This is a genomic window from Sulfitobacter dubius, assembly GCF_027214245.1.
In the GTDB taxonomy this organism is placed as follows: Bacteria; Pseudomonadota; Alphaproteobacteria; order Rhodobacterales; family Rhodobacteraceae; genus Sulfitobacter; species Sulfitobacter dubius_A.
In genome coordinates, this window is the sequence record NZ_JAPWHM010000003.1 from 88089 (window position 1) to 112040 (window position 23952).

Genomic DNA, 23952 nt, shown 5'->3' on the forward strand with positions numbered 1-23952 from the left:
TCACGCTCAATTCTCTGCGCCCGTCACAGGCTTTCGGCCACCATATTCAGGGCCAGAGCACGCCCAAGCCCGTAGGAGATATCCTCATAAGCCCGGCCAAACCCGTCGAAAAGCGCCCGGTTAAGAGCACGCCCGGCGCCTGTCTCTGCAAATTGAGCATATTGTGCAATCTCGGCGTCGCGCAGGGGGTGATAGGCCAGCAGCAGATAGGCGTGCATCCAGACAGAGGTGTCTTCGGTTACCGCCTCCAGCTCGGCGCCGACCTCGGCCAAGAGGTCTTCGTCACTGTCTTCCAAGGCGCCACCGTCACGCATTCCGCGCAGGAATTGGAAATTGCTGTTGAGCGCCGTGCTGACATTGCGGTCAACCATATCGGCGGCATCGATCAAGCGGAAGATCAGAGCGACCCGTGGGTCATGATCCCCGGCCAATACGCCATAATGCGCCCGCGCGATCTGCTCCACTTCTGGCTCGGCAATGGCGGCACGGCCCGCGTTCTCCAGCCCGACGATCCGGCCGCCCAATTCCGTTGAATAGAAGTCGATCGCCTGCTCGACTTCGGCAGAGGTCATCGTCTCTTCCAGTGCCCGGCGCACCATTTCGACCATGCTTCCGGCGTCATGGATGCTTTCGACCTGCATCTGCCAACCCGGACCGCCCTGCCCGCCCAACATGTCTTGGTTCAGCATCTCGGCATGTGCCTGCCCCTCGTCACTGAGGATCACCGCCGCTTGCCGAAGCTCCAACAGATCGACAAGCACGGTCATGCGTGAATCGGCCCAAGCGGGCAAAGCCAAAAGCCACAGGAGTGGCACAAATACCGAAGCCCGCATCAGAGGTCCTGACTGGGCTGCATCGCCGCCAGCCGGGTGGCCACGGCCTCGAACCGATTGGCCATGATCTCATATTGGACGGCGTTCATCAGCGTATAAACCTGCTGCATCTCGGGATGCTCCAGCGCTTCGGCATAGGCGAGCAGATCGTCGTCCGAGAACGATTGATAGGTGTAGGCTGCATTGGCCAAGGCATTCGCGGCAATCTGAGCGCCCAGTTCATCAGCCTGCGCGCGCATCGCTTCGCGCAGGTCAGGCTCTTCCATCTGCAATTCGATCACCCCGGCGCCCGCAGCGGCCAAAAGGAAGCGAATCTGCACCTCTTGAATGGCCCGGACCGAGATTTCTTCGACATCGCTGGCGACATTCAAACGCCGCAGCGTCTCCAATCGCGGCGAGCCAATGCGCTCAAGCCCCGCCACTATCGCGGCACCGCTTTCCGCCTTCAACCCGTCATCCTCGGCCATATGCGCCTTATTCTCTACGGCCACCAAACGCTGGCCCAGATCGCTCGCATAGAAATCGGAGGCATGATCCAGCAGATCGTCGCTCAGCGTTTCCGAAAGGATATCCATCGCCATGCCGTGCATCAACTTGGTGTCAAAGACATCCCGCACCAGCCGCGACCATTCCGAGCCGAAATCCTCGCTTTGCAGCCCCAGCATCTCGGGCGCGGAATCGGCTGAGAGACGAATGCTCTCCAAAGCCACGTCAAAGCCGGTTACTTCCAAGAACCGCTCCAACGCGCCGCGCTCCGCCGCCCGTAGCGGCAGGGCAAGGGCGACAAGCAGCATCATCGCCATAACGAAGGGGGCTGCGATCAATCTATTTTGGCGAAACATGGGCTGTCCTTTCGCGGAATTCTGCCTTTAAACTTAGGCTGTACCAGCCCCGGCGCAATGAAAATCCCCAAACTTTCCCTTGATGCGCAAAACCCCTCTTGCCACTGCCTGAAAAGGCGACTAAACGGACCCCCCAGACCCCCGCGGAGAGGTGCCGGAGTGGTCGAACGGGGCGGTCTCGAAAACCGTTGAGCCTTCACGGGTTCCCAGGGTTCGAATCCCTGTCTCTCCGCCACTACCGCCTTGAGAGTAGTGACTTTTTTCCCGGATCGATGATGGTTGACGATGTGCTGAATATCGCTCAACCCCAGTAGGCGCAGGCGCCTGTTCTAGCCCCTCGCAGGCCCCTGCACAGCACCTCCACCTCCAATTGATCCAGATCAATGCAGCTTCCCCATCGCCGCCCCATACTGGCCTCGGTCACATGAGGAGCGCCGCTATGCAAAATGCCACACTGACAGTCGTTCTCGGGGTCAACGCCCGGCCCAACCAGCTAGAGACCCTCGCGCGCGAGGCGCAGACACATGGCGCCCATCTGATCGTACTTTTGCTCAGCGAAACCGCTCTGGTTCCGGTCTATTCCATGGGCGTGGGAGAGCTCAGCACCTATTCCCTTCCCGCTGGCTGGCAATCGGATGTGGATGAGGCCCGCGCCGCGGTTGAACAGCAGCGCAAGGAATTCTCGCAGTATCTGACCGACCAAGGTGCCAGCGCGGATGTCCGCGCGGTCTGTGGTGAAGACACGGCCCTACGAAACACCGTCGCGCGGGCGGGGCTGACCTGTGATGCGGTGCTTGTCGGGACGGACCTGCGCGAAGACGCGCGCTTGTTCGAAGACATCGTCCATGCCGCGCTGTTCGATTCCGCTGCCCCCGTCTTGCTGAACATATCGAACCCACAAGCGGCTCTGGCCCCGCAATCGGTCTTTGTGGCATGGAAAGCGGGCCTCCCCGCCACGCGGGCGATCCGGGCGGCTTTGCCAAGCCTGCGGGCCGCGCGGGAGGTGACCGTGGCGCTCTTCGATCCGGTCTCGATCTCTGCCTATGACGGGGAAAACCCCGGCACAGATGTCGCGGCATGGTTGACCCACCAAGGGTGCCACGTCGCAGTTCAGCAATACGCAAGCGGCGGAGAGGACATCGCCACCGCGATCGTGAAGCGCGCCAAAGAAACCGGCGCCGAACTGATCGTCATGGGGGCCTATGACCACTCCCGCCTGCGCGAAAAGGTTTTTGGCGGCACGACCCGCAGCCTGATTGAACAAAGCGCCTTCCCTGTGCTTCTGTCGCACTAATGCCTACTGATACAAAGGACCTGCTGCACATGCACCCTTGTCTAACCGCCTTTGTCGGGCTGTCTTGCGCCCTTCTCGCTGCCTGTTCAGACGGGTCTTCCGAAGATGCCGACCGGGTCCGCGAAGGGCAGCGGGTCTATGCAAAGGAATGCGCCGCCTGCCATGGTGTGCGGGGCGAAGGGGCTGGCCCGATGTCGCTGCAGCTTGATGTTGTGCCGCCTGACTTGGCTGGGCTGAAACAGCGCAATGACGGGTATTTTCCACGCGAATTTGTCAGCCGCTTTGTCATGGGCAAGCTTGCAAAAGACGATCCTGCCTCCCCCATGCCCGACTTTTCCGCCGTTGGGCTGCGCCATGTTTACCCCAATGGCGGCGCGGATGGGGAAGTGCTGGAAACCGATTTCGCCAATCTGCTCGCTTATTTAGAAGCGATCCAGTGGTAGGGACGGCGCAGTGTAGAATACAACCGCCGCGGCCCTGAGTGTCACCCCCTCCATTGCGCCCCCGCCCACTCTCACGCTATCGGATGCCCTGCCCCGCAGCCCCTACAGACGGACACCTCGCATGAAGATCAACAACGAAAGCCCCGTTCTGCTGGCCCTTCTGGATGCCGCCGTCGACGCCATGGTGGTGGCCGATCACGCAGGCAATATCCTGCGGGTGAACAAGGCGGCGGCCACGCTTTTCGGCCATCCGGTCGAGGCTCTGGTGGGGCAAAACGTGCGCATGTTGATGCCGGGGGACATGGCCGTTCAACATGACGGCTTTCTGCGCCACCACCTCGATACCGGAGAGAAACACATCATCGGCGTGGGCCGCGACGTGGAAGGGCTGCGCGCCGATGGCACTGTCTTCCCGCTGCATCTTTCCGTGGGCCGCGCAGATATCTCTGGCGAGGTCGCTTTTGTCGGCATCATGCACGATCTGTCGCGCCGAAAAGCCGCCGAAGAGGCCACCGCACGCTCGCAACGAATGGACGCCATCGGCCAGATGACCGGCGGCATCGCGCATGATTTCAACAACCTGCTGACGGTGGTGATTGGCAATCTGGAACTGCTGGAAATGTCGGAAACCTCCGCCCAAAGCGGCGCGCTGATTTCCGACGCGCTGGAAGCGGCCGAGATTGGCGCGGACCTGACCTCGCGACTGATGGTCTTTGCCCGCAAGAGTACGCTGAACGCCGCGGTGATCGACCTCAATGCCGAAGTCTCGAAAGCCGTGGCGATGTTGAACCGCACCATCGGCGCGCATATCGCGGTGGAAACGGCCTTTGCCGAGGATCTGTGGCAGGCCAAGGTGGACGCCACCCAACTCCAGACCGCCGTCTTGAACATCGCCCTCAATGCCCAAGACGCCATGCCCTCGGGCGGTAAGATCACGTTGGAAACCCGCAACATGCAGCTTGATGACACCTATGTCGCACAAGAGATCGGCATCGACATGGGCAACTACATCCGCCTGTCGATCGCCGACACGGGCGCGGGCATGTCCCCCGAAACCCGCACCCGCGCGATGGAGCCGTTCTTTTCGACCAAACCGGTCGGCCAAGGCACGGGGCTGGGCCTGTCGATGGTCTACGGTTTCATCAAGCAATCCGGCGGGCATATCGCGATTTACAGCGAATTGGGCAAGGGCACGACGATCAGCCTCTATTTTCCGGCGCTTAAAGACAGCGCACGGACGCGCCCCGTTTTGGGTGAGGACCCCGAGCGGCACGCCGCCATCGGCAGCGGCCTGCGCGTGCTGTTGGTGGAGGATGACCCGATGGTGCTGCGTCTGTCCGAAACCCGGCTGAGAACGCTGGGGTTTGACTGCATTACGGCCACGACCGGCGATGCCGCGTGGGACATCCTGCAACGGCGCAAGGACATCGATGTGGTCTTTACCGATCTGGTGATGCCCGGCGATCTTTCGGGCCATGCCTTGGCCAAACGGGTCGCGCAAGACATGCCCGACCTGCGGATATTGATCACCTCAGGCTTTTCCGAAAACGTCCTGCGCGGAGAGGAGGAGACCCATGCCTTCGCCATTCTGCGCAAACCCTACAGACAGGCGGATTTGGCCGAGACGTTTCGTAGCTTGCTGCGGGATTAATCCGCGCTCTCGCCAGGGCTCTCTTCGGGGCTTTCGGTCAGCACATAGCCGACCCCGCGCACCGTCTTGATCAACTGCGGGCGGGCCGGATCACGCTCGACCTTTTTGCGAAGCCGCGCCACTTGGTTGTCGATTGTCCGGTCTAAAGGCGCCCAGTTCTGCCCATCGATCAGGTCCATCAGCCGGTCGCGCGACAGCGGTTTCTTCGCATGGGTCAAAAAGGCGGCGAAAAGTTTGAAATCAGCCGTGGTCAGATCGCTCTCTTGCCCGTCCCGTCCCAGCAGCAGCATCCGATCGAGGTTGATCTTCAACCCGTCGAGCACGAGCCACGGGTCGGCGCTTTGCGGCGTAGGCGCGCCCGCCTCGCGTTTGCCACTGCGCCGCAGGACGGATTTCACGCGGGCCAAAACCTCTCGCACATGGAAGGGCTTGGTCAGATAGTCATCCGCGCCCAGTTCCAGCCCGACGACCCGGTCAATCACATCGTCTTTGCCCGTCACCATGAAGATCGGCACGTCATGGTCGCGCTGCAGCTCGCGCGCGATGTCCAGCCCGTCTTCGGCGCCGAGGTTGAGATCCAGGGTCACCAGATCAAAGGCTTCCGCCGCAAAGGCCGCCCGCACGCTTTGCGCGTCATGCGCCTCGGTCACCAAGTAGCCATCGCTTTCAAGGCAGCGCCTCAGAAGCGTTCGGATCTTGGCATCGTCATCAACAACAAGGATCTTTTTCGCGGTCACGGCCATCACCCACAAAAGCTGCGTTTGTATAGTCCGCAACCCAAGCGAGCACCACCCGCAGCACCACCCCCTGCGACAAAGCGTTACAAACGGATACAACACCGCAGGTCTTGCTGCGACATGCGCCTGAGAATGTGACCGCGCCCCAGAAAGGACGATCGCATGTACGTGACGCTATCAAATGAGTTCACCCCCGCTGTCAAAGTGCCTGAGATACAGCTTTGCCCCCGTGCCCCCGCCGCGCTGACACCCCGCAAGCGGCAGGCGGTTGGCAGCCATCTATTTCGCGAAGGCGATATCGCCCATCATATCTATGAGATCACCTCGGGTGTCTTTCGTCTGACCCGCGTGCTGGGCAACGGGCGGCGGCAGGTCATCGCCTTCGGCCTGCCGGGCGACATCATCGGCTTTCCCAACGGCGCGCTGCATCACAGCGATTGCGAAGCGATCGAGGCGGCGGAGGTGATCGCCCACCCCCGCCACTCGCTCGACGATTTCGGCGGAGACAACGACACGCATAAGCGGCTGCTGAACGCCGCCCTGCGTGAGATTTCGGCAATGCAGGATCATTTCATGATGCTGGCCCGCAAATCCGCGATGGAAAAACTCGCGTCCTTTCTGATCACGCTGGCGGAACGCAACGGGCGGCCGGCCGGCGATGACACAACCTGCGCCCTGCCCATGACACGCGGCGACATCGCCGATTTTCTGGGCCTGACGATCGAAACCGTCAGCCGCACCCTGACCCGCCTGCGCAAGCAGGATATCATCGCGCTTGAAACCTCTCAGGCGGTTTTGATCAAGGATATGGAGGCGCTGATCTCGGCCTCGCAGGCCGCTGACTGAAAGCACTCTTTCACAGAACCAAAAGCGCGGGTTTCGGCCCGCGCTTCGCGCTTCAGGCCGTTTTGTCCGGCATAGGGTTCTGTCGGTTCTCACCATTGGGCACCTCCCCATTCTCCAGCAAAATCCGCGCGGCGTCGCCTTCCAGATCATCGTATTGCCCATTGCGCAGCGTCCAAAGACAGGCCGCAAGACCGGCCGCGCCAAGGCAGATGGAGACGGGGATCAAAACGATCAGGATATTCATCGGCGCACCGCATTCAAAACCACGAGGATAGAGGAAGAAGACATCACCGCCGCCGCCATCAGCGGGGTGGCGAAGCCCATGACCGCCACCGGGATCGCGACCGCGTTATAGGTCGCGGCCAAGGCCAAGTTTTGCCGAATGCGGCTGCGCGCCCGCCGCGCCAGACGCAACGTATCGTCCACCGCAGAAAGATCACCGCCCAGCATCACCCCGTCCGAGGCGACCCGCGCCGCATCCAGCGCCGTGGCCGGGGCAAGGGACGCATGGGCCCCCGCAAGAGCCGCCGTGTCATTCAGCCCATCGCCCACCATCAGCACCCGCCTGCCCTGCGCAGCCATATCGCGGACCAGATCGGCCTTATCCTCAGGCCGGACGGCGGCATAGACTGTGGCAATGCCCAATGTACGGGCCAAGATAGCCGCCCGCTGCGCGGTATCGCCGGTGACCATGGCAACCTCCAGCCCCCGCTCTTGCAGCGCGCTGACCACTTCTGCGGCACCGGCGCGGGGTGTCTCAATCAGCGGCAGGGGGATGCAACGGTCTGGCAGTTGCAGTTCTGGCCCGTCCTGTCCCCGGCGCAGGGACACCGGCGCGCCGTTCCACAGGCCGTTGATCCCCTGCCCCGACACCTCTCGCACTTCGCGCAACTCGGCGGGCATCTGCCCTTGCAGCGCCGCCGCCAAGGCGCGTGACGCCGGATGGTCCGACGCCTGCGCGAGGGAAAGTGCCACCGAAGCCGCGCGCGCCTCAAGCGTGGGCAGACGCGCCACGCCTTCGGTCAGGGTGCCGGTCTTGTCGAACAGAACCGTGTCGATCTCGGCCAAACGCTCCAGCGCCGTGGGAGATTTTAGCAGCACGCCCGCGCGAAACAAGCGCCCCGTCATCGCCGCCGTTACCGCTGGAATGGCCAGTGCTAAGGCGCAGGGGCAGGTGATGATCAGCGTCGCCGTGGCCACCGCGATCGCCTGATAGAGGTCCCCCGTCAGCCCCCACCAAACGGCAAAGGCCAGCGCCGCCAATCCATGCACCACCGGCGCGTAAAGCCGTGCCGCCCGGTCCGCGATCCCGCTGTAGCGGTGCTTGCCCGTCTCGGCCACTTCGACGAGGGCCGCGAGGCGGCGCAGGGTGCTGTCCTCGGCGCGGCGGGTGACGCGCAGGTTCAGCGGCGCGCCGAGGATCACCTCGCCCGCACAGACCGCCCCGCCCGCCGCCACGGCAACGGGGTCGGCCTCTCCGGTCAGGGCGGAGCGGTCCAGCATCGCGGCCCCTAGGGCGATCCCATCCACCGGGGCGCGGGCCCCGGCTGCAAGGGCGATGCGGTCGTCGGGCATCAAGGCGCTCACTTTTACCGCCTCACGGCCCTTAGCGGTCAGACGGGTGGCGCGCGGTAGTTCCAGCGCCGTCAATTCCGCCGCGGCAGAGCGCGCCGTCGCCCTTGCGCGGTGCTCAAGATAGCGACCCACCAGCAGGAAAAAGGTCAGCGACAGCGCCGCGTCGAACCATGTATGCGCCCCGGTGGCGGCGAAAGTCTCATAAAGTGAAGTCGCCGCCGCCAGCAGGATCGCCAGCGCAATTGGCACGTCCATGTTCATCCGCCCGGCCCTTAGGGCGACCCCTGCCGAGGCAAAGAACGGCACCGCGGAGAAGGCCAGAGCAGGCAGCGCGATGGCCGCGGAAACCCAGTGAAACATCTCGCGCGTGATATCGCCCGCCCCGGACCAGACCGCGACGGAAACCGCCATCACGTTCATCATGGCAAAGCCCGCGACGGAGGCACGGGCCAGCAGGCGGCGGCCGGTGTCATCCCCCGTCGGGCGCAGGGCGGTCGCATCCAACTCATGCGCCTCAAAGCCCGCATCCTTCAGCGCCTGAAGCGCCGCACTGGCGTCATATCCGGGCATCAGGACGATCCGCACCCGCTTGGCCCCAAGGTTCACCCGCGCAGTTTTGATTGAGGGCAGTTTGGCCAAGACCCCCTCGACCCCCGCAATGCAGGCCGCGCAGCGGATCTGTGGCAAGGCGAGGTGAAGCGCCTCGTTGTCCTCCGCAAGCCGCTGCGCTGCGGCCTCGGCCGAGGGGGCGGCTGCGACACAGCCCGGACAGGCGGCAACGGTCATGGGGTCACCCGCAATGAAATGCGGCGGCGAAAGAGCGTGCCATCGGCGGCGCGCATCTCGATCCGTAGGTTCCAGTTGCCAGCGCCTGCGGTGACCGGCGCGGTCCACGCGCGGCCATCCCAAGCGAAATCAGGCGTTATGTCATCCGCAACAGTAGTCGCGCGCCCCAGTGTCGCCGCGAGGATTTCAGGTCGGACTACGCCTTCGGCATCCTGCACCGCCAAGTGAAGAGCCGCCCCCGTCAACTCAGTCTGCACGGCCCAACCGAGCGCCTCCTGCGCCGCGCGGTCGGTGTCAAAATTCTGCGAGGCGATGTAGCTCGACTCGGTTTCCTTGCCCGGAAAGGTGCGCACCGCGTTGAACGCAAGCGCGAGGTTCACCGCGATGATGATCGAAAAGCCGCCCACGAAGATCGCCAGCACATGCCAGCCTGTGAGGGGGCGTTGCCTTTGCAACTCTGCTGCGGTCATTGGGTGTCCTTTCCATAAAAAACCGTATCGCCGAAGGCCCGCTCGCCCGAGCGGACATCTTCGACCCAGAACCGCAGATCGCTGCGCGGCGCGGCGGCGGCATCACTTTGCGGCGGCGCGATCACATAGACCCGTTGCAGGCGGGTGGTGTCGGCGGGCACAGCAACCACCGGATCAAGCGCCCCTTCGACGCTCAGGTCCAAGCCAAGGACCCCTGCGAGAGACAGCCGGAAGTCCCGCGCCTCCCCATGTTTGTTGCGCAGACGAATGTCATAGGCGTTGCGGATCGATCCGTCCGATAGGGTGACGAAGGTCGGGTTGCGCACCGGCGCGACGGTCATGTCGATCTCGGGCCGGATGAAGAGCGCCACGACTAGCGCCACACCGATGGCCGCCCAAGCGGCGGTGTAGATGAGCGTCCGAAGGCGGAAGACATGCTGCCAAAGCGGCTTGGGTTGCCAGGACGGCTGGTTGGCCCCGGCGACATCCCCCGCCGGGGCTTCGGCAAGGCCCGCCACGGCGGCGCTTGCCTTGGGCGCGGTAGGCGGCTCATCATCCAGCGCGAGATAGTCGATCAGCCCGCGCGGGCGGCCGATCTTGGCCATCACATCATCGCAGGCGTCGATGCAAAGCGCGCAGGTGATACATTCCATCTGCTGGCCTTCGCGGATGTCGATCCCCATCGGGCAGACCGCCACGCAGGCGTTGCAATCGATGCAATCGCCTAAGACCGCTCCGTCCCGCGATTGGCGGTCGCCCGCGGTGTTTTTGTCCAGCGCCGCCCCGTAACGCGCCACCGCATCGCCGCTGCCAATCGCCTCGGCGGCGGCTTGCTGGCGTTTCACACCACCTTTGCCGCGCGGCTCCCCCCGCCACTTGCGATAACCTACGGTCAGCGTGCCGGGGTCCATCATCGCGCCTTGGATGCGGGGCCATGGGCACATGTAGATACAGACCTGTTCGCGCATGAAGCCGCCAAAAATGAAGGTCGCGGCCGTCAGCACGGCGATGGTGGCATAGGCCACGGGGGCGGCTTGCAGGGTTACGAGGTCGCGCGCCAAACTGGGCGCATCGGCAAAGTAAAAGACCCAAGCGCCGCCCGTCGCCACCGCGATCAGCAGCCAGACCACCCATTTCGCCCCCCGCAGCCGCGCCTTGCGCCAGCTCCACGGCGCATTGTGCAGACGAATACGCGCGTTGCAGTCGCCCTCAATCCAGCGCTCCACGGTCATGAAGAGATCGGACCAGACGGTTTGCGGGCAAGCATAGCCGCACCAGACCCGGCCCAAAGCGGAAGTAAACAGGAACAGCCCCAGCCCCGCCATGATCAGCAGTCCGGCGACGAAGTAGAACTCATGCGGCCAAATCTCGATCCAGAAGAAATGGAAACGCCGGTTGGCGAGATCGACCAGAACCGCTTGATCCGGCAGGTTTGGCCCCCGGTCCCAGCGGATCCACGGGGTGATGTAATAGACCCCCAGCGTGAGGATCAGGATCACCCATTTCAACCGGCGAAAGAACCCGCTGACCCGGCGGGGAAAGATCGGCTCGCGCGCGGCGAAAAGCGGGGGGGCGGCGATGGACATGGGCAGTGGGCTCCGGGGTTACGTCTTGCGGCCTACACCCCTGGGGCGCAGACCGCTTTGATCTGCATCAATCCGCAGATTATTTGTCGTACCGGTTTAGTCGGCGGCGGCACCCTCCGCATCGACCGCGGCCTCACCGCCGCCCAGACCATGGACATAGGCGGTCACGGCGCGCACCTCAGCCTCGCCCAGACGGGCTTGCCATGGGGGCATCACCCCCATACGCGGCGCTTTGAGTTGGCGCAGGATCGCGTCATGGCTGCCGCCGCGTAGCCAGATCGCATCGGCAAGGTTCGGCGCGCCCATCTCACGGTCGCCAAGGCCACGCTCCCCATGGCAGGCGCTACAGTTGTCGGCATAGACCTGCGCCCCCGCCTGCGCCGCACCCGCGTCATGCTCAAGCCTTGAAAGGCTGCGGACGAAATGCACGGTGGCGTCGAGGTCGGCCTCCTCCATCCAATCGAAGGGCGGCATCTCCGAGAAACGCGCGTCGGGGTCATCTTCGTTACGGATACCGTGGCGCACGGTATAGGCGATCTCCTCCATCGTGCCGCCCCAGAGCCAATCGTCGTCTAAAAGGTTGGGATAGCCCGAAGCCACCACACCCCCCGCCCCCGCGCCGTGGCATTGCGAGCAATTGGCCGCAAAGACCGAGCGCCCGGCCTGTGTCGCGAAACGGTGCAGCTCTTCGTTGTCCTTCAGCACCGCCAGATCGACGTTGACGAGGCTTTCGGTCAGATCGGCGTTCGACAGGTCCACGCGGGCGATCTCGGCGGCGACCTCACCGCGGGTGGAATAGCCCAAAAGCCCCGCCGTAGCACCCGAGACCATCGGCCACGCGGGATAAAGGATGGTATAGATCACGCCCCAGACGACGGTCGCGTAGAAGGTCCAGAGCCACCAACGCGGCAGCGGCGTGTTCAGCTCTTCGATCCCGTCCCAACTGTGGCCTGTGGTCTCGGTCCCGGTTTCGGGGTCGATCTTGCGATTGTCGGTCATGGCTGGGCTCCGTCATGGCGGGCTTGATCGGGGTCGTCGTTGCGAAACGGGACGGCGGCGGCATCGTCGTGCAGGGCGCGCGCGCCGGGGCGAAAGGCCCAAGCAATGACGCCGAGAAAGATCAGCGTCAGGATCAGAAGCGCCCAGCTGTCTGCCAGTTCGCGCAGGAAAGAATAGGTGTCCATGGCAGGCTCCTCAGCGGTTGGCGTCGGGCACGAAGGTCGAGAAATCGACCAGCGTTCCGAGCATTTGCAGATAGGCGATCAGGGCATCCATTTCGCTGATGCCGGGCTGGCCGTCGAAGCTGCGCACCTGCGCGCCGGGGTAGCGTTCGAGTAGCGCGTCGTAGTCGCCCATGGGATCGACCTGCACCCAAAAGTCGCCACGGACATTCGCGATCATCTCATCGCTATAGGGCACGCCGACCGTGCGGTGGGTCGCCACCAGATCGGTCACATCCTCAGGCTCAAGCTTGGCGTCCATCAGGAAAGCGTATTTCGGCATCACGCTTTCCGGCACGACCGACTGCGGGTCCATCAGATGATCCACATGCCACTCATCCGAATAGCGCCCACCGACCCGCGCCAGATCCGGCCCGGTGCGTTTAGAGCCCCATTGGAACGGGTGGTCGTACATCGATTCCGCGGCAAGGCTGTAGTGGCCATAGCGTTCGGTCTCGTCGCGCATCGGGCGGATCATCTGGCTGTGGCAGGTATAGCAGCCCTCGCGGACGTAAATTTCCCGCCCCGCCAGTTCCAGCGGCGAATAGGGGCGCATGCCCTCGACCTCTTCGATGGTGTTCTCCAGCCAAAAGAGCGGCGCGATTTCGACGATCCCGCCGATGCTGACCACCCCGAGTGAGGCAATCAGCAGCAGGGTCGCATTGCGCTCGAACCGCTGGTGAAAGGTGATTGTCTGCGTCTCGGGCGGCAGCTCATTGGGGATTTTGCCTGTCTTCAAGCCTTCGCTGGCGGTCACGACCTTCGGGTCGTCAGCGGGGTCATAATTGGGGCTGTGAGGGTTCTTGGCCATTGATCTTACTCCGCTGGCAGGGCGACGGTGACGGGGCGGGCTTGCGGGGCGCGGATGGTCATCCACATGTTCCAGACCATCACCGCACCGCCCGCGAGGTAGAGAACCCCGCCCAGACCACGGACCACATACATCAGGAATTTCGCTTCGACGGTGTCGGCAAAGCTGTTGACGAGGAATCCATTGGCATCGACCTCACGCCACATCAGCCCCTCCATGATGCCCGAGACCCACATCGACGCGGCGTAGAGCACGATCCCGAGGGTCGCGAGCCAGAAGTGCAGGTTGATCGCCGCCATGGAGTGCATCTGCGCCCGGCCCCAGAGCCGTGGCGTCAGGAAGTAAAGCGCGCCAAAGGTGATCAGCCCGTTCCATCCAAGCGCGCCGGAATGCACATGGCCGATGGTCCAGTCGGTGTAGTGGCTGAGGCTGTTCACCGCCCGGATCGACATCATCGGCCCTTCAAAGGTCGACATGCCGTAAAAGGCGAGCGAGGCCACGAACATGCGGATGATCGGATCGGTGCGGATCTTGTCCCACGCGCCTTCAAGCGTCATCAGCCCGTTGATCATCCCGCCCCAACTGGGCATCCACAGGATGATCGAAAACACCATCCCCAGTGTCGCCGCCCAATCGGGCAAGGCGGTGTAATGCAGGTGGTGCGGCCCGGCCCAGATATAAAGAAAGATCAGCGCCCAGAAATGGATGATCGACAGCTTGTAGCTATAGACCGGGCGGCCCGCCTGTTTCGGCACGAAGTAATACATCATGCCCAGAAACCCGGCTGTCAGGAAGAAACCCACGGCGTTATGCCCGTACCACCACTGCGTCATCGCATCCTGCACGCCCGCAAAGACCTGCACCGATTTCGAGCCCCAGATCGACACCGGGATGGCGAGGTTGTTGACCACATGCAGCATCGCCACGGTGATGATGAAGGCCAGAAAGAACCAATTGGCAACATAGATATGGCGCTCGCGCCGCTTCAGGATCGTGCCGAAGAATACGGCGAGGTAGGTCAGCCAGACGATGGTGAGCCAGATGTCGACGTACCACTCCGGCTCGGCATATTCTTTGGATTGGGTGGCCCCTAGCAGATAGCCTGTCGCCGCCAGAACGATGAAAAGCTGATAGCCCCAAAAGACGAACCACGCCGCATTCCCACCCCAGAGCCGCGCCGAAGAGGTGCGCTGCACGATGTAGAACGACGTGGCGATCAAGGCATTGCCCCCAAAGGCGAAAATCACCGCGCTGGTGTGCAGCGGGCGAAGCCGGCCAAAGTTCGCATAGGGCTGCGCCCATTCAATATTGAGCGCCGGAAAGGCAAGTTGGAAGGCGATGAAGGTACCGACCAGAAACCCCACCACGCCCCAAAAGGCGGTGGCGATGACGCCATAGCGGATCGGGCCATCCATATAGCCCTGTGGCGCCATGGACGCGGCTGGCCGTGCATCCTCAACAGGCATTTGGCGCAACTGCCAAAAGAACAACCCCGCCGCCACGAGCATGATCAGCAGGGCATGGACCATATAAGCCGGATCGCGCGCCCAATCCGCCCCGAGTGCTGCAAAAAACACTATAAGCGCAAGCGCGATCAACTTGAGCGTATCGAACATATTCCGAATCCCTTCATCTTTGGGAGACGGATCGCATGCGGCTGAGACCACCGCTTTGATCTATGTCAAAGATGGCGGCATAGGCCTGCGAAGGGCGCGTTTTTCGTAAGGCTACGGCCTAGCTTTTCGAGCGCGCCCCGCTGGGGTCATACATCGGTTTCAAACTAGCCTCGGCCTTGATCCGACAGCCCGCGACGTCGATCTCATAGGTCGAGCCCAGCAGATCGGCGACGCTTTCCCCGTCGCAGGGCACATAGCCCAGCCCGACCGCGCCGCCCAAGTGATGCCCGTAATTGCCCGAACTGAGATAGCCCGCGAGTTGTCCGTCCCGCAGGATCGGCTCGGCGTGATACAGCAGCGGCTCCGGGTCCGTCAGACGGAATTGCACCATCCGCAGGCTCAGACCCGCCTCCTTCTTGCGCAACACCGCGTCGCGGCCAATGAAATCGGGCTTGTCGGTCTTCACCGCAAAGCCCAAGCCCGCCTCCAGCACATGGTCCTCGCAGGTGATGTCATGGCCGAAGTGGCGAAAGCCCTTTTCGATCCGGCAACTGTCCATCGCGTGCAGCCCGCAGAGTTTTAGCCCATAGGCCGCGCCTGCCTCGATCAGCGCCTCAAAGACATGGGCCGCCATTTCAGTGCTGACGTAAAGCTCCCAACCCAGTTCGCCCACGTATGACACGCGGTGCGCCCGGGCGAGGCCCATGCCGATCTCGATCTCCCGTGCCATGCCGAAGGGGTGTGTTTCATTAGAGAAGACATTGGGCGAGATCGCCTGCAACACCTCTCGCGCCTTTGGCCCCATGATGGCGAGCACCGCTTCGCCCGCCGTCACATCCGTGATCACAACAAGGCGCTCGCCCGCATGGCGGCGCAGCCATGTCTCATCCGCCAGCCGTGTCGCGGCTGGGGTGACGACGAGATAGGCCGTTTCGCTGAGCCGCGTCACGGTGACATCCGCCTCGATCCCGCCCCGGGGATTAAGGAATTGTGTATAGACGATCTTGCCCACCGGCACCGCCATCTGCGCACCGCAGAGATGGTTCATGAAAGCCTCGGCCTCTGGCCCCTCGACCCGGATTTTGCCGAAGGACGACATATCATAGAGCCCGACGCCCGTGCGGATGGCGGCGTGTTCGGCGGCTTGATTTTTGAACCAGTTCTGCCCGCCCCAAGCATAGCGATATTCGCGTGTCTGGCCGGGATCGGCGAACCAATTGGCCCGCTCCCAGCCTGCGAATTCGCCCATGACCGCACCATGTTCCAGCAGATGCGCATGGAGTGGGCTGCGCCGGATGCCCCGCGCTGTGGCCTTTTGGCGGTAGGGGAAGTGATCGGCATAGAGCAGCCCCAGCGTTTCGGTCGACCGTTCCGCCAGATAGGTCTTGTTGCCCTGAAACGGCTGCATCCGCGCGATGTCCACGTCACCCAGATCGAAGGGTTTCTGCCCGTCCTCCATCCATTGCGCCAGCGCCATGCCCGCGCCGCCCGCCGATTGAATCCCGATAGAGTTGAACCCGGCGGCGACCCAGACATTATCCATCTCGGGGGCCTGACCGAGGTGATAGGCATCATCGGGGGTGAAGCTTTCGGGACCATTGAAGAAGGTATGAATCCCCGCCTCCGCCAGCAACGGCAGCCGTTTGACCGCCATCTCGAGGATCGGCTCGAAATGGTCGAAATCCTCGGGCAGTTGGTCAAACTCGAAACTCTCGGGGATGCCCTGCAGTGCCCATGGTTTCGCGACAGGCTCAAACGCACCAAGCAGGATCTTCCCCGCATCCTCTTTGTAATAGGCGTATTCGTCGGGGACACGCAGCACCGGCAATTCACGCAAGGAGGGGATGGCTTCGGTAACGATATAGAAATGCTCACAAGCCTGCAGCGGCACGTTGCTGCCCAGCATCCGGCCCACGTCCCGCCCCCACATGCCCGCGCAATTGATGACATGCTCGGCCTCGATCTGTCCCGCGCTGCCATCCTCCCCAGCCCAATCCACTGCCGTGATCCTACGCCCCGCGCGCACCACTCCGGTGGCCTTGACCCGCTCCGCCACGATCACGCCACGCGCCCGCGCGCCCTTGGCCAAGGCCAGCGCGATATTGGCCGGATCACCCTGCCCGTCTTTCGGCAGATAGACCGCGCCGGTCATGCCTTCGGTCTCTAAGTGGGGGTATTTCGCGCGGACCTCTGCGGGGGTGATTTCCTCGACCTCGATGCCAAAGGCGCGGGCCATGGCGGCCTGACGCAGAATTTCCTCGCGCCGCGCAGGTGTCAGCGCGGCAGTGATCGACCCCACGCGTTTGAACCCCGTGGCGACCCCGGTTTCCGCCTCCAGGGCGCCGTAGAGTTCTTGGGAATATTTCGCCAGCCGCGTCATGTTCTGTGTCGCACGAAGCTGCGCGATCAGCCCTGCCGCGTGCCATGTGGTGCCAGAGGTCAGCTGTTTGCGCTCTAGCAAGACCACGTCGGTCCAGCCGAGCTTCGTCAGATGATAGGCGACCGAACAGCCGATCACGCCACCGCCGATGATGACTGCGCGGGCTTTGGAAGGCAGTTGTACCATCTCAGACCTCCTGCGCGCGGATGCGGGTGTTTTCACTGTCCCAAAGCGGCGCGTCAGGCTGCACCGTGGCGCGGTAGCTCTGGCCAAAGATTTCCACCGTGAGGTCGGTTCCCGGCACGGCAGCCTCGGCCTCAACCACCCCAAAGGCGATGGAGGCATCGACGCGGTAGCCGTAGCCGCCGCTGGTCACTTCACCCACAACCCGGCCCTTCAGGCGCAGTGTGGCCATCGCTGGCGCGTCTTGTGGATTGCCCTCAACGATCAACGTGACGAAGCGCCGCTGCGGCCCTGCCGCCCGCTCGGCAACCAGCGCCGCTTTGCCCGGAAACGCCTGCGGTTTTTCCAATCGGATGAACCGGTCCAACCCGGCCTCCAGCAAGGTGTATTCCTGCGACAGGTCGCCTTTCCAAATGCGGTAGCCTTTTTCAAGCCGCATGGAATTGAGCGCGAACATCCCGAAAGGCACGGCCCCCGCCGCGATGATCGCATCATAGATCGCGGGCATATCCGAGGGCGCCGCGTGGATTTCCCAGCCCAATTCGCCCGCGAAACAGACCCGGGCGAACAGCGCAGGCTTGCCCTGCACCGATGCCTCTTGATGGCTGAGCCACGGCAGCGCCAGATCGGCATCGGGGGCCAGTGGTGCCAAAAGCGCACGGGATTTCGGGCCACAGAGGATCAGGGTCGAGACTTGATCCGTCTGATCCGTCAGGCTGATCGCCCCCCCTTTGGGCAACGCATCGCGCAGCAGTTCAAAGTCATGCCATTGCGCGGGGGCGGCGGTGATCAGGGTGAAGTCATCCTCTGCATGGCGCAGGATCGACATTTCGGTCAGCACCCGGCCCCGGGTGTCGGGGAAATAGGCCAAAGTCATCCGCCCCACTTTGGGCAGCGCGCCTGCAATTCGCCCCAGCAGCCATTCCGCCGCCCCCGGCCCCGTAACCGCGAAACGCGAGAACCCCGGCAGATCGAGCACGCCCACATGGTCACGCACCGCCGCGACCTCCTCTCGAACCCGGACGGCCCAGGGGCCCTCCCGGTCCCATGTCTGGGTCGCGGGCTCCGAGGTGTCATCACCCGGTTTGGCGAACCAATTCGCCCGCTCCCACCCGTTGTAAGCCCCCATTTGACCGCCCGCATCACGCAGCCGGTCGTGCAGCGGCGACAGCTTCTTGTCGCGCCCGGCGGGCCATGCGTGATGCGGAAAATGCATCGCATATTCATGGCCATAGGTCTCCAGCGCCTTGGCGAGGGTGAAATCGTGATCGGCATGGGCGGTAAAGCGGCGCGGGTCGACATCCCACATGTCCCACTCCGTCTCACCCGCCATGATCCATTCGGCCATGACCTTACCCGCGCCGCCGCCCTGCGCGATGCCGAAGGTAAAGCTATGCGCCTCAAAGGCATTCGGCACGCCGGCCATCGGGCCGAGCATCGGCAAGCCATCGGGCGCATAGGGGATCGGCCCATTGATGACCCGCCCCACACCGCTTTGGCCCAAAAGCGGCATCCGCGCCATGGCGTCTTCGATATACCATTCCAGCCGGTCCAGATCGTCGGGGTAAAGCTGAAAACTGAAATCCTCGGGCATCGGATCGTCGGGGGTGATCCAATGGGCTTTGCAGTTGCGCTCATAGGGGCCGAGGTTCAGACCGTTCTTGTCTTGCCGCAGGTAATAGGAACTGTCCACATCGCGGACCATCGGCATTTTGTGGCCCTTTTCGGCGGTCCATGCAGCAAGCTCAGGAATTTCTTCCGTCAGGAAATACTGATGGCTCATCACCACGGCAGGCACCCGGCGGCCGCCATGGGGGCGGAACCATTCGCCGACCCGATGCGCGTAATAGCCGGCAGCGTTGACCACCTTCTCGCAGCGGATATCGCCCTTTTCAGTATGGACGATCCATTCGTCCCCATCGCGATCTATGCCGGTGGCGGGGGTGAAGCGGTGAATTTGCCCCCCGGCCTCCCGCGCGCCTTTGGCAAGAGCTTGGGTCAGTTGTGCCGGGTCAATGTCCCCATCCAAGGGGTCCCACAACCCGCCCGCGAGGTCATGTAGCTCTATGAACGGGTTATGCTCTTTCAGCTCGGCGGGGGTGCACATCTCCATCCCCAGCCCCTGCGCGCGGGCCATGGAGGCGACATGTTCAAACTCCTGCATCCGTTCACGGCTATGGGCCAAACGCAGCGCCCCGGTCACGTGGTAGTTGATCGGATAGCCCACCGCCTCGCCCAAGCTGCGGTACATCTCTAGCCCGTAGCGCTGCATGTTCATCACCGCCCATGAATTCGAGAAATTGGGGCAGTTGCCCGCCGCATGCCAAGTGGAGCCAGCGGTGAGTTCGTTCTTTTCAAGCAGGACGCAATCGGTCCAACCCGCGCGGGCAAGGTGGTAGAGGGTCGAGACCCCAACCACGCCGCCCCCGATGATCACGACCCGCGCCGTTGTCGGAAAATCAGCCACGTTCAGCTCCCTTTGCCAAGCACTGCCAAAGGCTGACCAAAGGCGCCCCCGGTCAGTTTGAAACCATTTGAATTGATGAAAACCCGGTTCAGTAAACCGGCGGAGAGATCACCCAGACCAGCACAGCGGGCGTGTCGTAGGGGTTGTCCCAAGTGTAATATTCGCCCCGAATGCGAAAGCTGTCGCCGGGGCAGACGGTAAAGCTGCGCTCTGCAATCTTCAGGTTCAACCGGCCCGAAATGACAAAGCCCACCTCCTGCGTTTCGCGCATGACGGGCGCCTCCAGCCCCGAATAGGCTGCAAAGGTCGAATGGATGACCTCGAAACTGTCGGTCAGATCGGGGGAAAGCAACTCTTCCGTCAACCCATTGGCCGCACTTCCCATGGCCCGCCGTGCCCCGGCGCGCACAACATAGCCGCGTTCTTCGGGGGTCACTGTCGCTTCGCCAAAGAGTAACGAGATCGGCACGTCCAAGATTTCGGCCATGCGTCGCAGGTCTGAGATGGAGGGCGTCGAGATATCGCGTTCGACTTGGCTGACCCAGCCAACGGAACGGTCCAACGCCTCGGCCATATCGGTCAGGGTTAGCCTGCGCCCCTTGCGGATCGCGCGTAAATCGGCCCCTAGTGAGCGTGGCGCCGTGGCCTCGGCCCCCTGCCTCTTCGCTCGGGTCATGTGAAAATATCCTCCATTTTTTCACTGTGGCGCGGAATTCGGCGTCTGGCAAGTGTTTCTCCTCGAAAGCGATGAACGGAGGCGGGCGGGGTTAAGACCGCCCCTTCCAAGGCACCAACAGCCGCTCGGCCTTACGCATCAACATGTCGATGCCAAAACCGATGACGCCAATCAGGATGATCCCCATCAAAACGATGTCGGTCAGCTGGAATTTGGAGGCGACCATGATCATCATACCAGCCCCCTTTTCTGCGGCCACCAATTCTGCGGCCACCACCGTGCCCCAGCAGACGCCCATCGCCACCCGCGCCCCGGTAAAGATCTCGGGCAGAGAATTCGGCACGATCACATGGCGCATGATCTGCGCCTTGGACGCGCCCAGCGAATAGGCCGCATGCACCTTGGTGATATTCACCCCCGACACGCCCGACCGCGCTGCGATGGCCATGATCCATAGGGCCGCAAGGAACAGCAGGATGATCTTGCCCACCTCGCCGATGCCCGCCCAGATGATCACCAGCGGAATCAGCGCGAGCGGTGGCACGGGGCGCATGAATTCGACAATCGGGTCGAACCACCCTCGAAACCAGCCCGACAGGCCCATGGCATAGCCCAGCGGAATGCCCACCAGCGCCCCAAGGGCAAAGCCCACGACAACGCGAAAAAGTGAATAGCCCAAATGCTCCCACAGGGTGCTGTCCCGATAACCTTGGCTGGAAATCTCACCCAACCGGGCGACCACGGCCTCTGGCGGCGGCAGCCAAATCGGCTCCATCTGCCAGCCCTTCGCGGGCTCAAAATTGAGCGTGCCCTTGGGCGACATGCCGACGCGGCCAATGTCAGTCAGCACCTCCCCACCCGGCACAATCTGCTGGCCGTTCACCGCGACGACGCGGTGCCCGACATCGCGGCCCTTCTCGTCATTCTTATCGACGCGCAAAAGCCCCGACCGCCATGCGCCGATGGTGAAAGCGTCATTCTTAGCCCAGCCTTCGCCGGGATCGACCTGCGGCGTATCGGCGTCTTCGCCCACGGGATGCACCAAGACGGTGATCGTCGCATCATCGCGGCTGCCGTCTTCGGCCTCTGCGGTATAGGTCAGCTCGGCCAGCCCCTCAAAAGGGCCGGGCGCATGTAAAAACCGGGGCAGCAGCGACGAGCCGGTAAAAGCGCCCCACAGCAAAAAGATCGTCAGGATCGAAATCACGCTGGCGGTGCGGTTCGAAGTGACAGCGCTTTCATCGCCAAAGGTGACGGTCTTGCGCGCAACAAATCCATTCGCAGTTTGGTCGACGACAAGACGCACCAAAAAGAATGAGACCGCAAAGATAACGATATAAATCAGCAAGATAACTATTATGCGTCCTCCGTCCGACCCATAATCTCTTCTTCCATGTCCCAGATCATTCCAAGGATCTCTTCGCGTCTTTCGGCAAATTCTGGATGCTTCTTAACTTCGCGCAGATCGTGGCCCACCCCCAGATCGGCAAAGGGCAGACGGTATTCGCGGTGAATGCGCCCCGGACGCGGCGCCATGACCAAGAGCCGCTCTCCCAACAACAGCGCTTCTTCGACCGAATGGGTGATAAGGATGATGGTCTTGCCCGTCTCTTTCCATAGCTTCAGCACAAGGCTTTGCATCTTTTCCCGGGTCAGGGCATCAAGCGCGCCCAAAGGCTCATCCATCAGGATCACGTCGGGATCATTTGCCAGACAACGCGCCAGCGCCACCCGTTGCTGCATCCCGCCGGAAAGTTCGTAGATCGCCTTTTCCTTGAAGTCCCTCAGCCCGACGATATCGAGCAGGTGGTCGACCTCGGCCCCATATTGCTTTTCGCTCTGCCCCTTCATCCGAGGGCCAAAACTCACGTTTTCGCGCACCGACATCCATTCAAACAACGCACCCTGCTGAAAGACCATGCCCCGCTCTGCATCCGGCCCGGTCACGTTGTGGCCATTCAAAACAATCTCGCCCGAGGTTGGCGCAAGAAAGCCCGCAACGATATTCAGAAGCGTCGTCTTGCCACAGCCCGAAGGGCCCAGCACCGACATCAATTGGCCTTCGGCAAGGTCAAGCGATACGTTTTCAAGCGCCTGTACGTGACCGCCATTCGGCAGGTCGAACCGCATCGACAGATTTTCGATTTTTAGTCCCGACATGCCGCCCCGGTGCCCCCTGCTATTTTTGTAAGACCGCCCCCGCCTGCCCGGCTCTTCGGCTACAAAGATCCGGGCAAAGACTGGGGACGGCCCCATATTGAGCCGTCTTGGCTTACATCTCGCCTGCGGCCTGCAACGGACCGGTGTTGACCGCGTCGTCATAGCTGTCGAGTGCCGCGTCGATCGCGCCCGCTTCGACAAAGACGTCGGCGACGCCTTTCATGAACTCCTGCGCGCCACCACCGAGCCATTTCTCTCCCATCTGATCCTCAAGCGATGGGAAGGTGAAGGTCGCGATCGTTTCCATCGTGGCGTCTTCGTCCATGCCGGCGTCCTTGGCGATCACGGGCAGCATCTTGGCTTGATTGGCCTCATCGGCCCACATCGCATTCGCTTCTGCCGTGACTTTCAAGAAAGCAGACACCGTATCGGAATTTTCAGCCACCCAAGACGCCGGGCCAGAGGTCACGTCGAAAACGAGAATGCCCAGTTCTTCTTTCTCGGCGCCGGTCAAAAGGATATTGCCATGCTCCAGCATCCGCCGCAGAGAGCCGCCCCAACCGCAGGCCATATCGACCGAGCCCTGCGCGATGGCTGCAGCGCCATCAGGCGGCGCCATATCGACCACATCAAGCGACCCAACATCGACGCCGAAGTGGCTCATTTGTTTAAGAAAACCGTAGTGCGCAGCGGTGCCGAGTGGCACTGCGACCTTCTTGCCTGCCAGTTCCGCAACCGAGGATTTGTCAATCTCCAACTCCTCCCGGATCACGCAGTTATCATTCTCGGAATAGCTGACCGCGACATCGAGAATCTGAATATCTTGCCCCGCCGAGGTCGCCACTACGAAGGGCGGCACGCCTTGGCTTACCGACATATGCACATCGCCCGACGCCATTGCCGCCGACATGGCTGTGCCGGAATCAAAGCTGACCCAATTCACACTGGTGCCGAGTGCTTCGTCATACATTCCTTCGGCCTTGGCATATTGGAACGGCATCGGCCATTCGAGGAAATACCCCACGGTCAAATCCTGCGCGGCAGATTGGGTGACACCCATCACAAGCAGGCTGGCGGCGGTGCCCATCAGTTTCACGGTCTTCATGATATTCTCCCTAGGTCTGTTATGGTCGCTTCTTATAACTGAACGTCCCGTCCACATGTTTCGCGACCATCGGCCCCTGTCAGACATCAGGAAGGGCAAGCCCCGGGCAATGTGAAAAAACCCCTCGTGTTTTCACGATACGGGTGAAATTGAACTTTTCAACAAAATTCTCGCGCCGCAACGCAACATAATTTTCATGTTAAGAAGTCTGCGTAGAATTTAGCCGGGGGCACTTTTGCCCCTCGCAACGATAGGCGAGAGCTACGCGGTA

The 23952-nt window shown here is 62.4% G+C and carries 21 protein-coding genes and 1 tRNA gene; 5 read left to right on the forward strand and 17 right to left on the reverse strand.

The window, feature by feature from the left end; genetic code table 11:
• Positions 1-23 precede the first annotated feature (23 nt).
• Entirely contained in the window at positions 24-833 is an 810-nt protein-coding gene (locus O4H31_RS07470; protein ID WP_269344377.1) for a DUF2059 domain-containing protein, read from the reverse strand.
• Entirely contained in the window at positions 833-1675 is an 843-nt protein-coding gene (locus O4H31_RS07475) for a DUF2059 domain-containing protein (RefSeq protein WP_419723589.1), read from the reverse strand. Before O4H31_RS07475 ends, O4H31_RS07470 begins: the two co-directional genes overlap by 1 nt.
• A 145-nt stretch (positions 1676-1820) precedes the next feature.
• Here O4H31_RS07475 and O4H31_RS07480 point away from each other — a divergent pair.
• The 4 genes from O4H31_RS07480 (at position 1821) to O4H31_RS07495 (ending at position 5063) form a co-directional block, all read left to right on the forward strand.
• A tRNA-Ser gene (locus O4H31_RS07480) sits at positions 1821-1910 on the forward strand.
• Between the two features lie 204 nt (positions 1911-2114).
• Positions 2115-2969, forward strand: coding sequence for a universal stress protein (locus O4H31_RS07485; protein WP_269344379.1), 855 nt, complete (start codon positions 2115-2117; stop codon positions 2967-2969).
• Between the two features lie 29 nt (positions 2970-2998).
• Positions 2999-3412, forward strand: a complete 414-nt coding sequence (locus O4H31_RS07490) for a c-type cytochrome (RefSeq protein WP_269344381.1) — start codon at positions 2999-3001, stop codon at positions 3410-3412.
• A 121-nt stretch (positions 3413-3533) separates the two neighbouring features.
• Positions 3534-5063, forward strand: a complete 1530-nt coding sequence (locus O4H31_RS07495; RefSeq protein ID WP_269344383.1) for a PAS domain S-box protein — start codon at positions 3534-3536, stop codon at positions 5061-5063.
• Here the strand turns inward: O4H31_RS07495 and O4H31_RS07500 are convergent.
• Complete coding sequence (locus O4H31_RS07500; protein WP_269344385.1) at positions 5060-5806, reverse strand: response regulator; 747 nt, start codon at positions 5804-5806, stop codon at positions 5060-5062. The genes O4H31_RS07495 and O4H31_RS07500 overlap by 4 nt on opposite strands.
• 156 nt (positions 5807-5962) lie before the next feature.
• Between O4H31_RS07500 and O4H31_RS07505 the strand changes: the two genes are divergently transcribed.
• On the forward strand, positions 5963-6646 hold the full coding sequence (locus tag O4H31_RS07505) for a helix-turn-helix domain-containing protein (RefSeq protein ID WP_269344387.1): 684 nt from the start codon (positions 5963-5965) through the stop codon (positions 6644-6646).
• A 52-nt stretch (positions 6647-6698) separates the two neighbouring features.
• On the opposite strand, the gene ccoS is transcribed toward O4H31_RS07505, so the two are convergent.
• The 14 genes from ccoS to O4H31_RS07575 all read right to left on the reverse strand — a co-directional run bounded on the left by ccoS (position 6699) and on the right by O4H31_RS07575 (position 23681).
• On the reverse strand, positions 6699-6890 hold the full coding sequence (gene ccoS, locus O4H31_RS07510; RefSeq protein ID WP_269344389.1) for a cbb3-type cytochrome oxidase assembly protein CcoS: 192 nt from the start codon (positions 6888-6890) through the stop codon (positions 6699-6701).
• Positions 6887-9007, reverse strand: coding sequence for a heavy metal translocating P-type ATPase (locus tag O4H31_RS07515; RefSeq protein ID WP_269344390.1), 2121 nt, complete (start codon positions 9005-9007; stop codon positions 6887-6889). Before O4H31_RS07515 ends, ccoS begins: the two co-directional genes overlap by 4 nt.
• Entirely contained in the window at positions 9004-9477 is a 474-nt protein-coding gene (locus O4H31_RS07520) for a FixH family protein (RefSeq protein ID WP_269344391.1), read from the reverse strand. Before O4H31_RS07520 ends, O4H31_RS07515 begins: the two co-directional genes overlap by 4 nt.
• Positions 9474-11063, reverse strand: coding sequence for a cytochrome c oxidase accessory protein CcoG (gene ccoG, locus O4H31_RS07525; RefSeq protein ID WP_269344393.1), 1590 nt, complete (start codon positions 11061-11063; stop codon positions 9474-9476). Before ccoG ends, O4H31_RS07520 begins: the two co-directional genes overlap by 4 nt.
• Positions 11064-11159: 96 nt before the next feature.
• Positions 11160-12062 carry a cytochrome-c oxidase, cbb3-type subunit III gene (gene ccoP / locus O4H31_RS07530; protein WP_269344395.1) on the reverse strand — a complete coding sequence of 301 codons (903 nt, stop codon included), beginning with the start codon at positions 12060-12062 and terminating at the stop codon, positions 11160-11162.
• Positions 12059-12247, reverse strand: a complete 189-nt coding sequence (locus O4H31_RS07535; protein ID WP_269344397.1) for a cbb3-type cytochrome c oxidase subunit 3 — start codon at positions 12245-12247, stop codon at positions 12059-12061. The genes ccoP and O4H31_RS07535 overlap by 4 nt, the downstream gene beginning before the upstream one ends.
• Before the next feature lie 10 nt (positions 12248-12257).
• Positions 12258-13094: a cytochrome-c oxidase, cbb3-type subunit II gene (gene ccoO / locus O4H31_RS07540; RefSeq protein WP_269344400.1), complete on the reverse strand. Its 837-nt coding sequence runs from the start codon at positions 13092-13094 to the stop codon at positions 12258-12260.
• A 5-nt stretch (positions 13095-13099) separates the two neighbouring features.
• Positions 13100-14710, reverse strand: a complete 1611-nt coding sequence (gene ccoN, locus O4H31_RS07545; RefSeq protein ID WP_269344402.1) for a cytochrome-c oxidase, cbb3-type subunit I — start codon at positions 14708-14710, stop codon at positions 13100-13102.
• Positions 14711-14828: 118 nt separating this feature from the next.
• A complete protein-coding gene (locus O4H31_RS07550) occupies positions 14829-17276 on the reverse strand; it encodes a GcvT family protein (RefSeq protein ID WP_269344404.1) in 2448 nt (815 codons plus the stop codon).
• A 1-nt stretch (position 17277) separates the two neighbouring features.
• Positions 17278-19740: a GcvT family protein gene (locus O4H31_RS07555; protein ID WP_269344406.1), complete on the reverse strand. Its 2463-nt coding sequence runs from the start codon at positions 19738-19740 to the stop codon at positions 17278-17280.
• 88 nt (positions 19741-19828) lie between these two features.
• The gene (locus O4H31_RS07560) at positions 19829-20416 is read right to left on the reverse strand and encodes a helix-turn-helix domain-containing protein (RefSeq protein WP_269344408.1); all 588 of its coding nucleotides are present in this window, start codon (positions 20414-20416) and stop codon (positions 19829-19831) included.
• Positions 20417-20507: 91 nt separating this feature from the next.
• The gene (locus tag O4H31_RS07565) at positions 20508-21773 is read right to left on the reverse strand and encodes an ABC transporter permease (RefSeq protein ID WP_269345347.1); all 1266 of its coding nucleotides are present in this window, start codon (positions 21771-21773) and stop codon (positions 20508-20510) included.
• Complete coding sequence (locus tag O4H31_RS07570; protein ID WP_067629395.1) at positions 21773-22576, reverse strand: taurine ABC transporter ATP-binding protein; 804 nt, start codon at positions 22574-22576, stop codon at positions 21773-21775. Before O4H31_RS07570 ends, O4H31_RS07565 begins: the two co-directional genes overlap by 1 nt.
• A 112-nt stretch (positions 22577-22688) precedes the next feature.
• The gene (locus O4H31_RS07575; protein WP_067629393.1) at positions 22689-23681 is read right to left on the reverse strand and encodes an ABC transporter substrate-binding protein; all 993 of its coding nucleotides are present in this window, start codon (positions 23679-23681) and stop codon (positions 22689-22691) included.
• Positions 23682-23952 lie beyond the last annotated feature (271 nt).

What these genes read in the sequence shown, in the direction of transcription:
- O4H31_RS07470 (WP_269344377.1), bottom strand. Translation starts at nt 833, where the DNA reads ATGCGGGCTTCGGTATTTGTGCCACTCCTGTGGCTTTTGGCTTTGCCC.
- O4H31_RS07475 (WP_419723589.1), bottom strand. Translation starts at nt 1,675, where the DNA reads ATGTTTCGCCAAAATAGATTGATCGCAGCCCCCTTCGTTATGGCGATG.
- O4H31_RS07485 (WP_269344379.1), top strand. Translation starts at nt 2,115, where the DNA reads ATGCAAAATGCCACACTGACAGTCGTTCTCGGGGTCAACGCCCGGCCC.
- O4H31_RS07490 (WP_269344381.1), top strand. Translation starts at nt 2,999, where the DNA reads ATGCACCCTTGTCTAACCGCCTTTGTCGGGCTGTCTTGCGCCCTTCTC.
- O4H31_RS07495 (WP_269344383.1), top strand. Translation starts at nt 3,534, where the DNA reads ATGAAGATCAACAACGAAAGCCCCGTTCTGCTGGCCCTTCTGGATGCC.
- O4H31_RS07500 (WP_269344385.1), bottom strand. Translation starts at nt 5,806, where the DNA reads ATGGCCGTGACCGCGAAAAAGATCCTTGTTGTTGATGACGATGCCAAG.
- O4H31_RS07505 (WP_269344387.1), top strand. Translation starts at nt 5,963, where the DNA reads ATGTACGTGACGCTATCAAATGAGTTCACCCCCGCTGTCAAAGTGCCT.
- ccoS (WP_269344389.1), bottom strand. Translation starts at nt 6,890, where the DNA reads ATGAATATCCTGATCGTTTTGATCCCCGTCTCCATCTGCCTTGGCGCG.
- O4H31_RS07515 (WP_269344390.1), bottom strand. Translation starts at nt 9,007, where the DNA reads ATGACCGTTGCCGCCTGTCCGGGCTGTGTCGCAGCCGCCCCCTCGGCC.
- O4H31_RS07520 (WP_269344391.1), bottom strand. Translation starts at nt 9,477, where the DNA reads ATGACCGCAGCAGAGTTGCAAAGGCAACGCCCCCTCACAGGCTGGCAT.
- ccoG (WP_269344393.1), bottom strand. Translation starts at nt 11,063, where the DNA reads ATGTCCATCGCCGCCCCCCCGCTTTTCGCCGCGCGCGAGCCGATCTTT.
- ccoP (WP_269344395.1), bottom strand. Translation starts at nt 12,062, where the DNA reads ATGACCGACAATCGCAAGATCGACCCCGAAACCGGGACCGAGACCACA.
- O4H31_RS07535 (WP_269344397.1), bottom strand. Translation starts at nt 12,247, where the DNA reads ATGGACACCTATTCTTTCCTGCGCGAACTGGCAGACAGCTGGGCGCTT.
- ccoO (WP_269344400.1), bottom strand. Translation starts at nt 13,094, where the DNA reads ATGGCCAAGAACCCTCACAGCCCCAATTATGACCCCGCTGACGACCCG.
- ccoN (WP_269344402.1), bottom strand. Translation starts at nt 14,710, where the DNA reads ATGTTCGATACGCTCAAGTTGATCGCGCTTGCGCTTATAGTGTTTTTT.
- O4H31_RS07550 (WP_269344404.1), bottom strand. Translation starts at nt 17,276, where the DNA reads ATGGTACAACTGCCTTCCAAAGCCCGCGCAGTCATCATCGGCGGTGGC.
- O4H31_RS07560 (WP_269344408.1), bottom strand. Translation starts at nt 20,416, where the DNA reads ATGACCCGAGCGAAGAGGCAGGGGGCCGAGGCCACGGCGCCACGCTCA.
- O4H31_RS07570 (WP_067629395.1), bottom strand. Translation starts at nt 22,576, where the DNA reads ATGTCGGGACTAAAAATCGAAAATCTGTCGATGCGGTTCGACCTGCCG.
- O4H31_RS07575 (WP_067629393.1), bottom strand. Translation starts at nt 23,681, where the DNA reads ATGAAGACCGTGAAACTGATGGGCACCGCCGCCAGCCTGCTTGTGATG.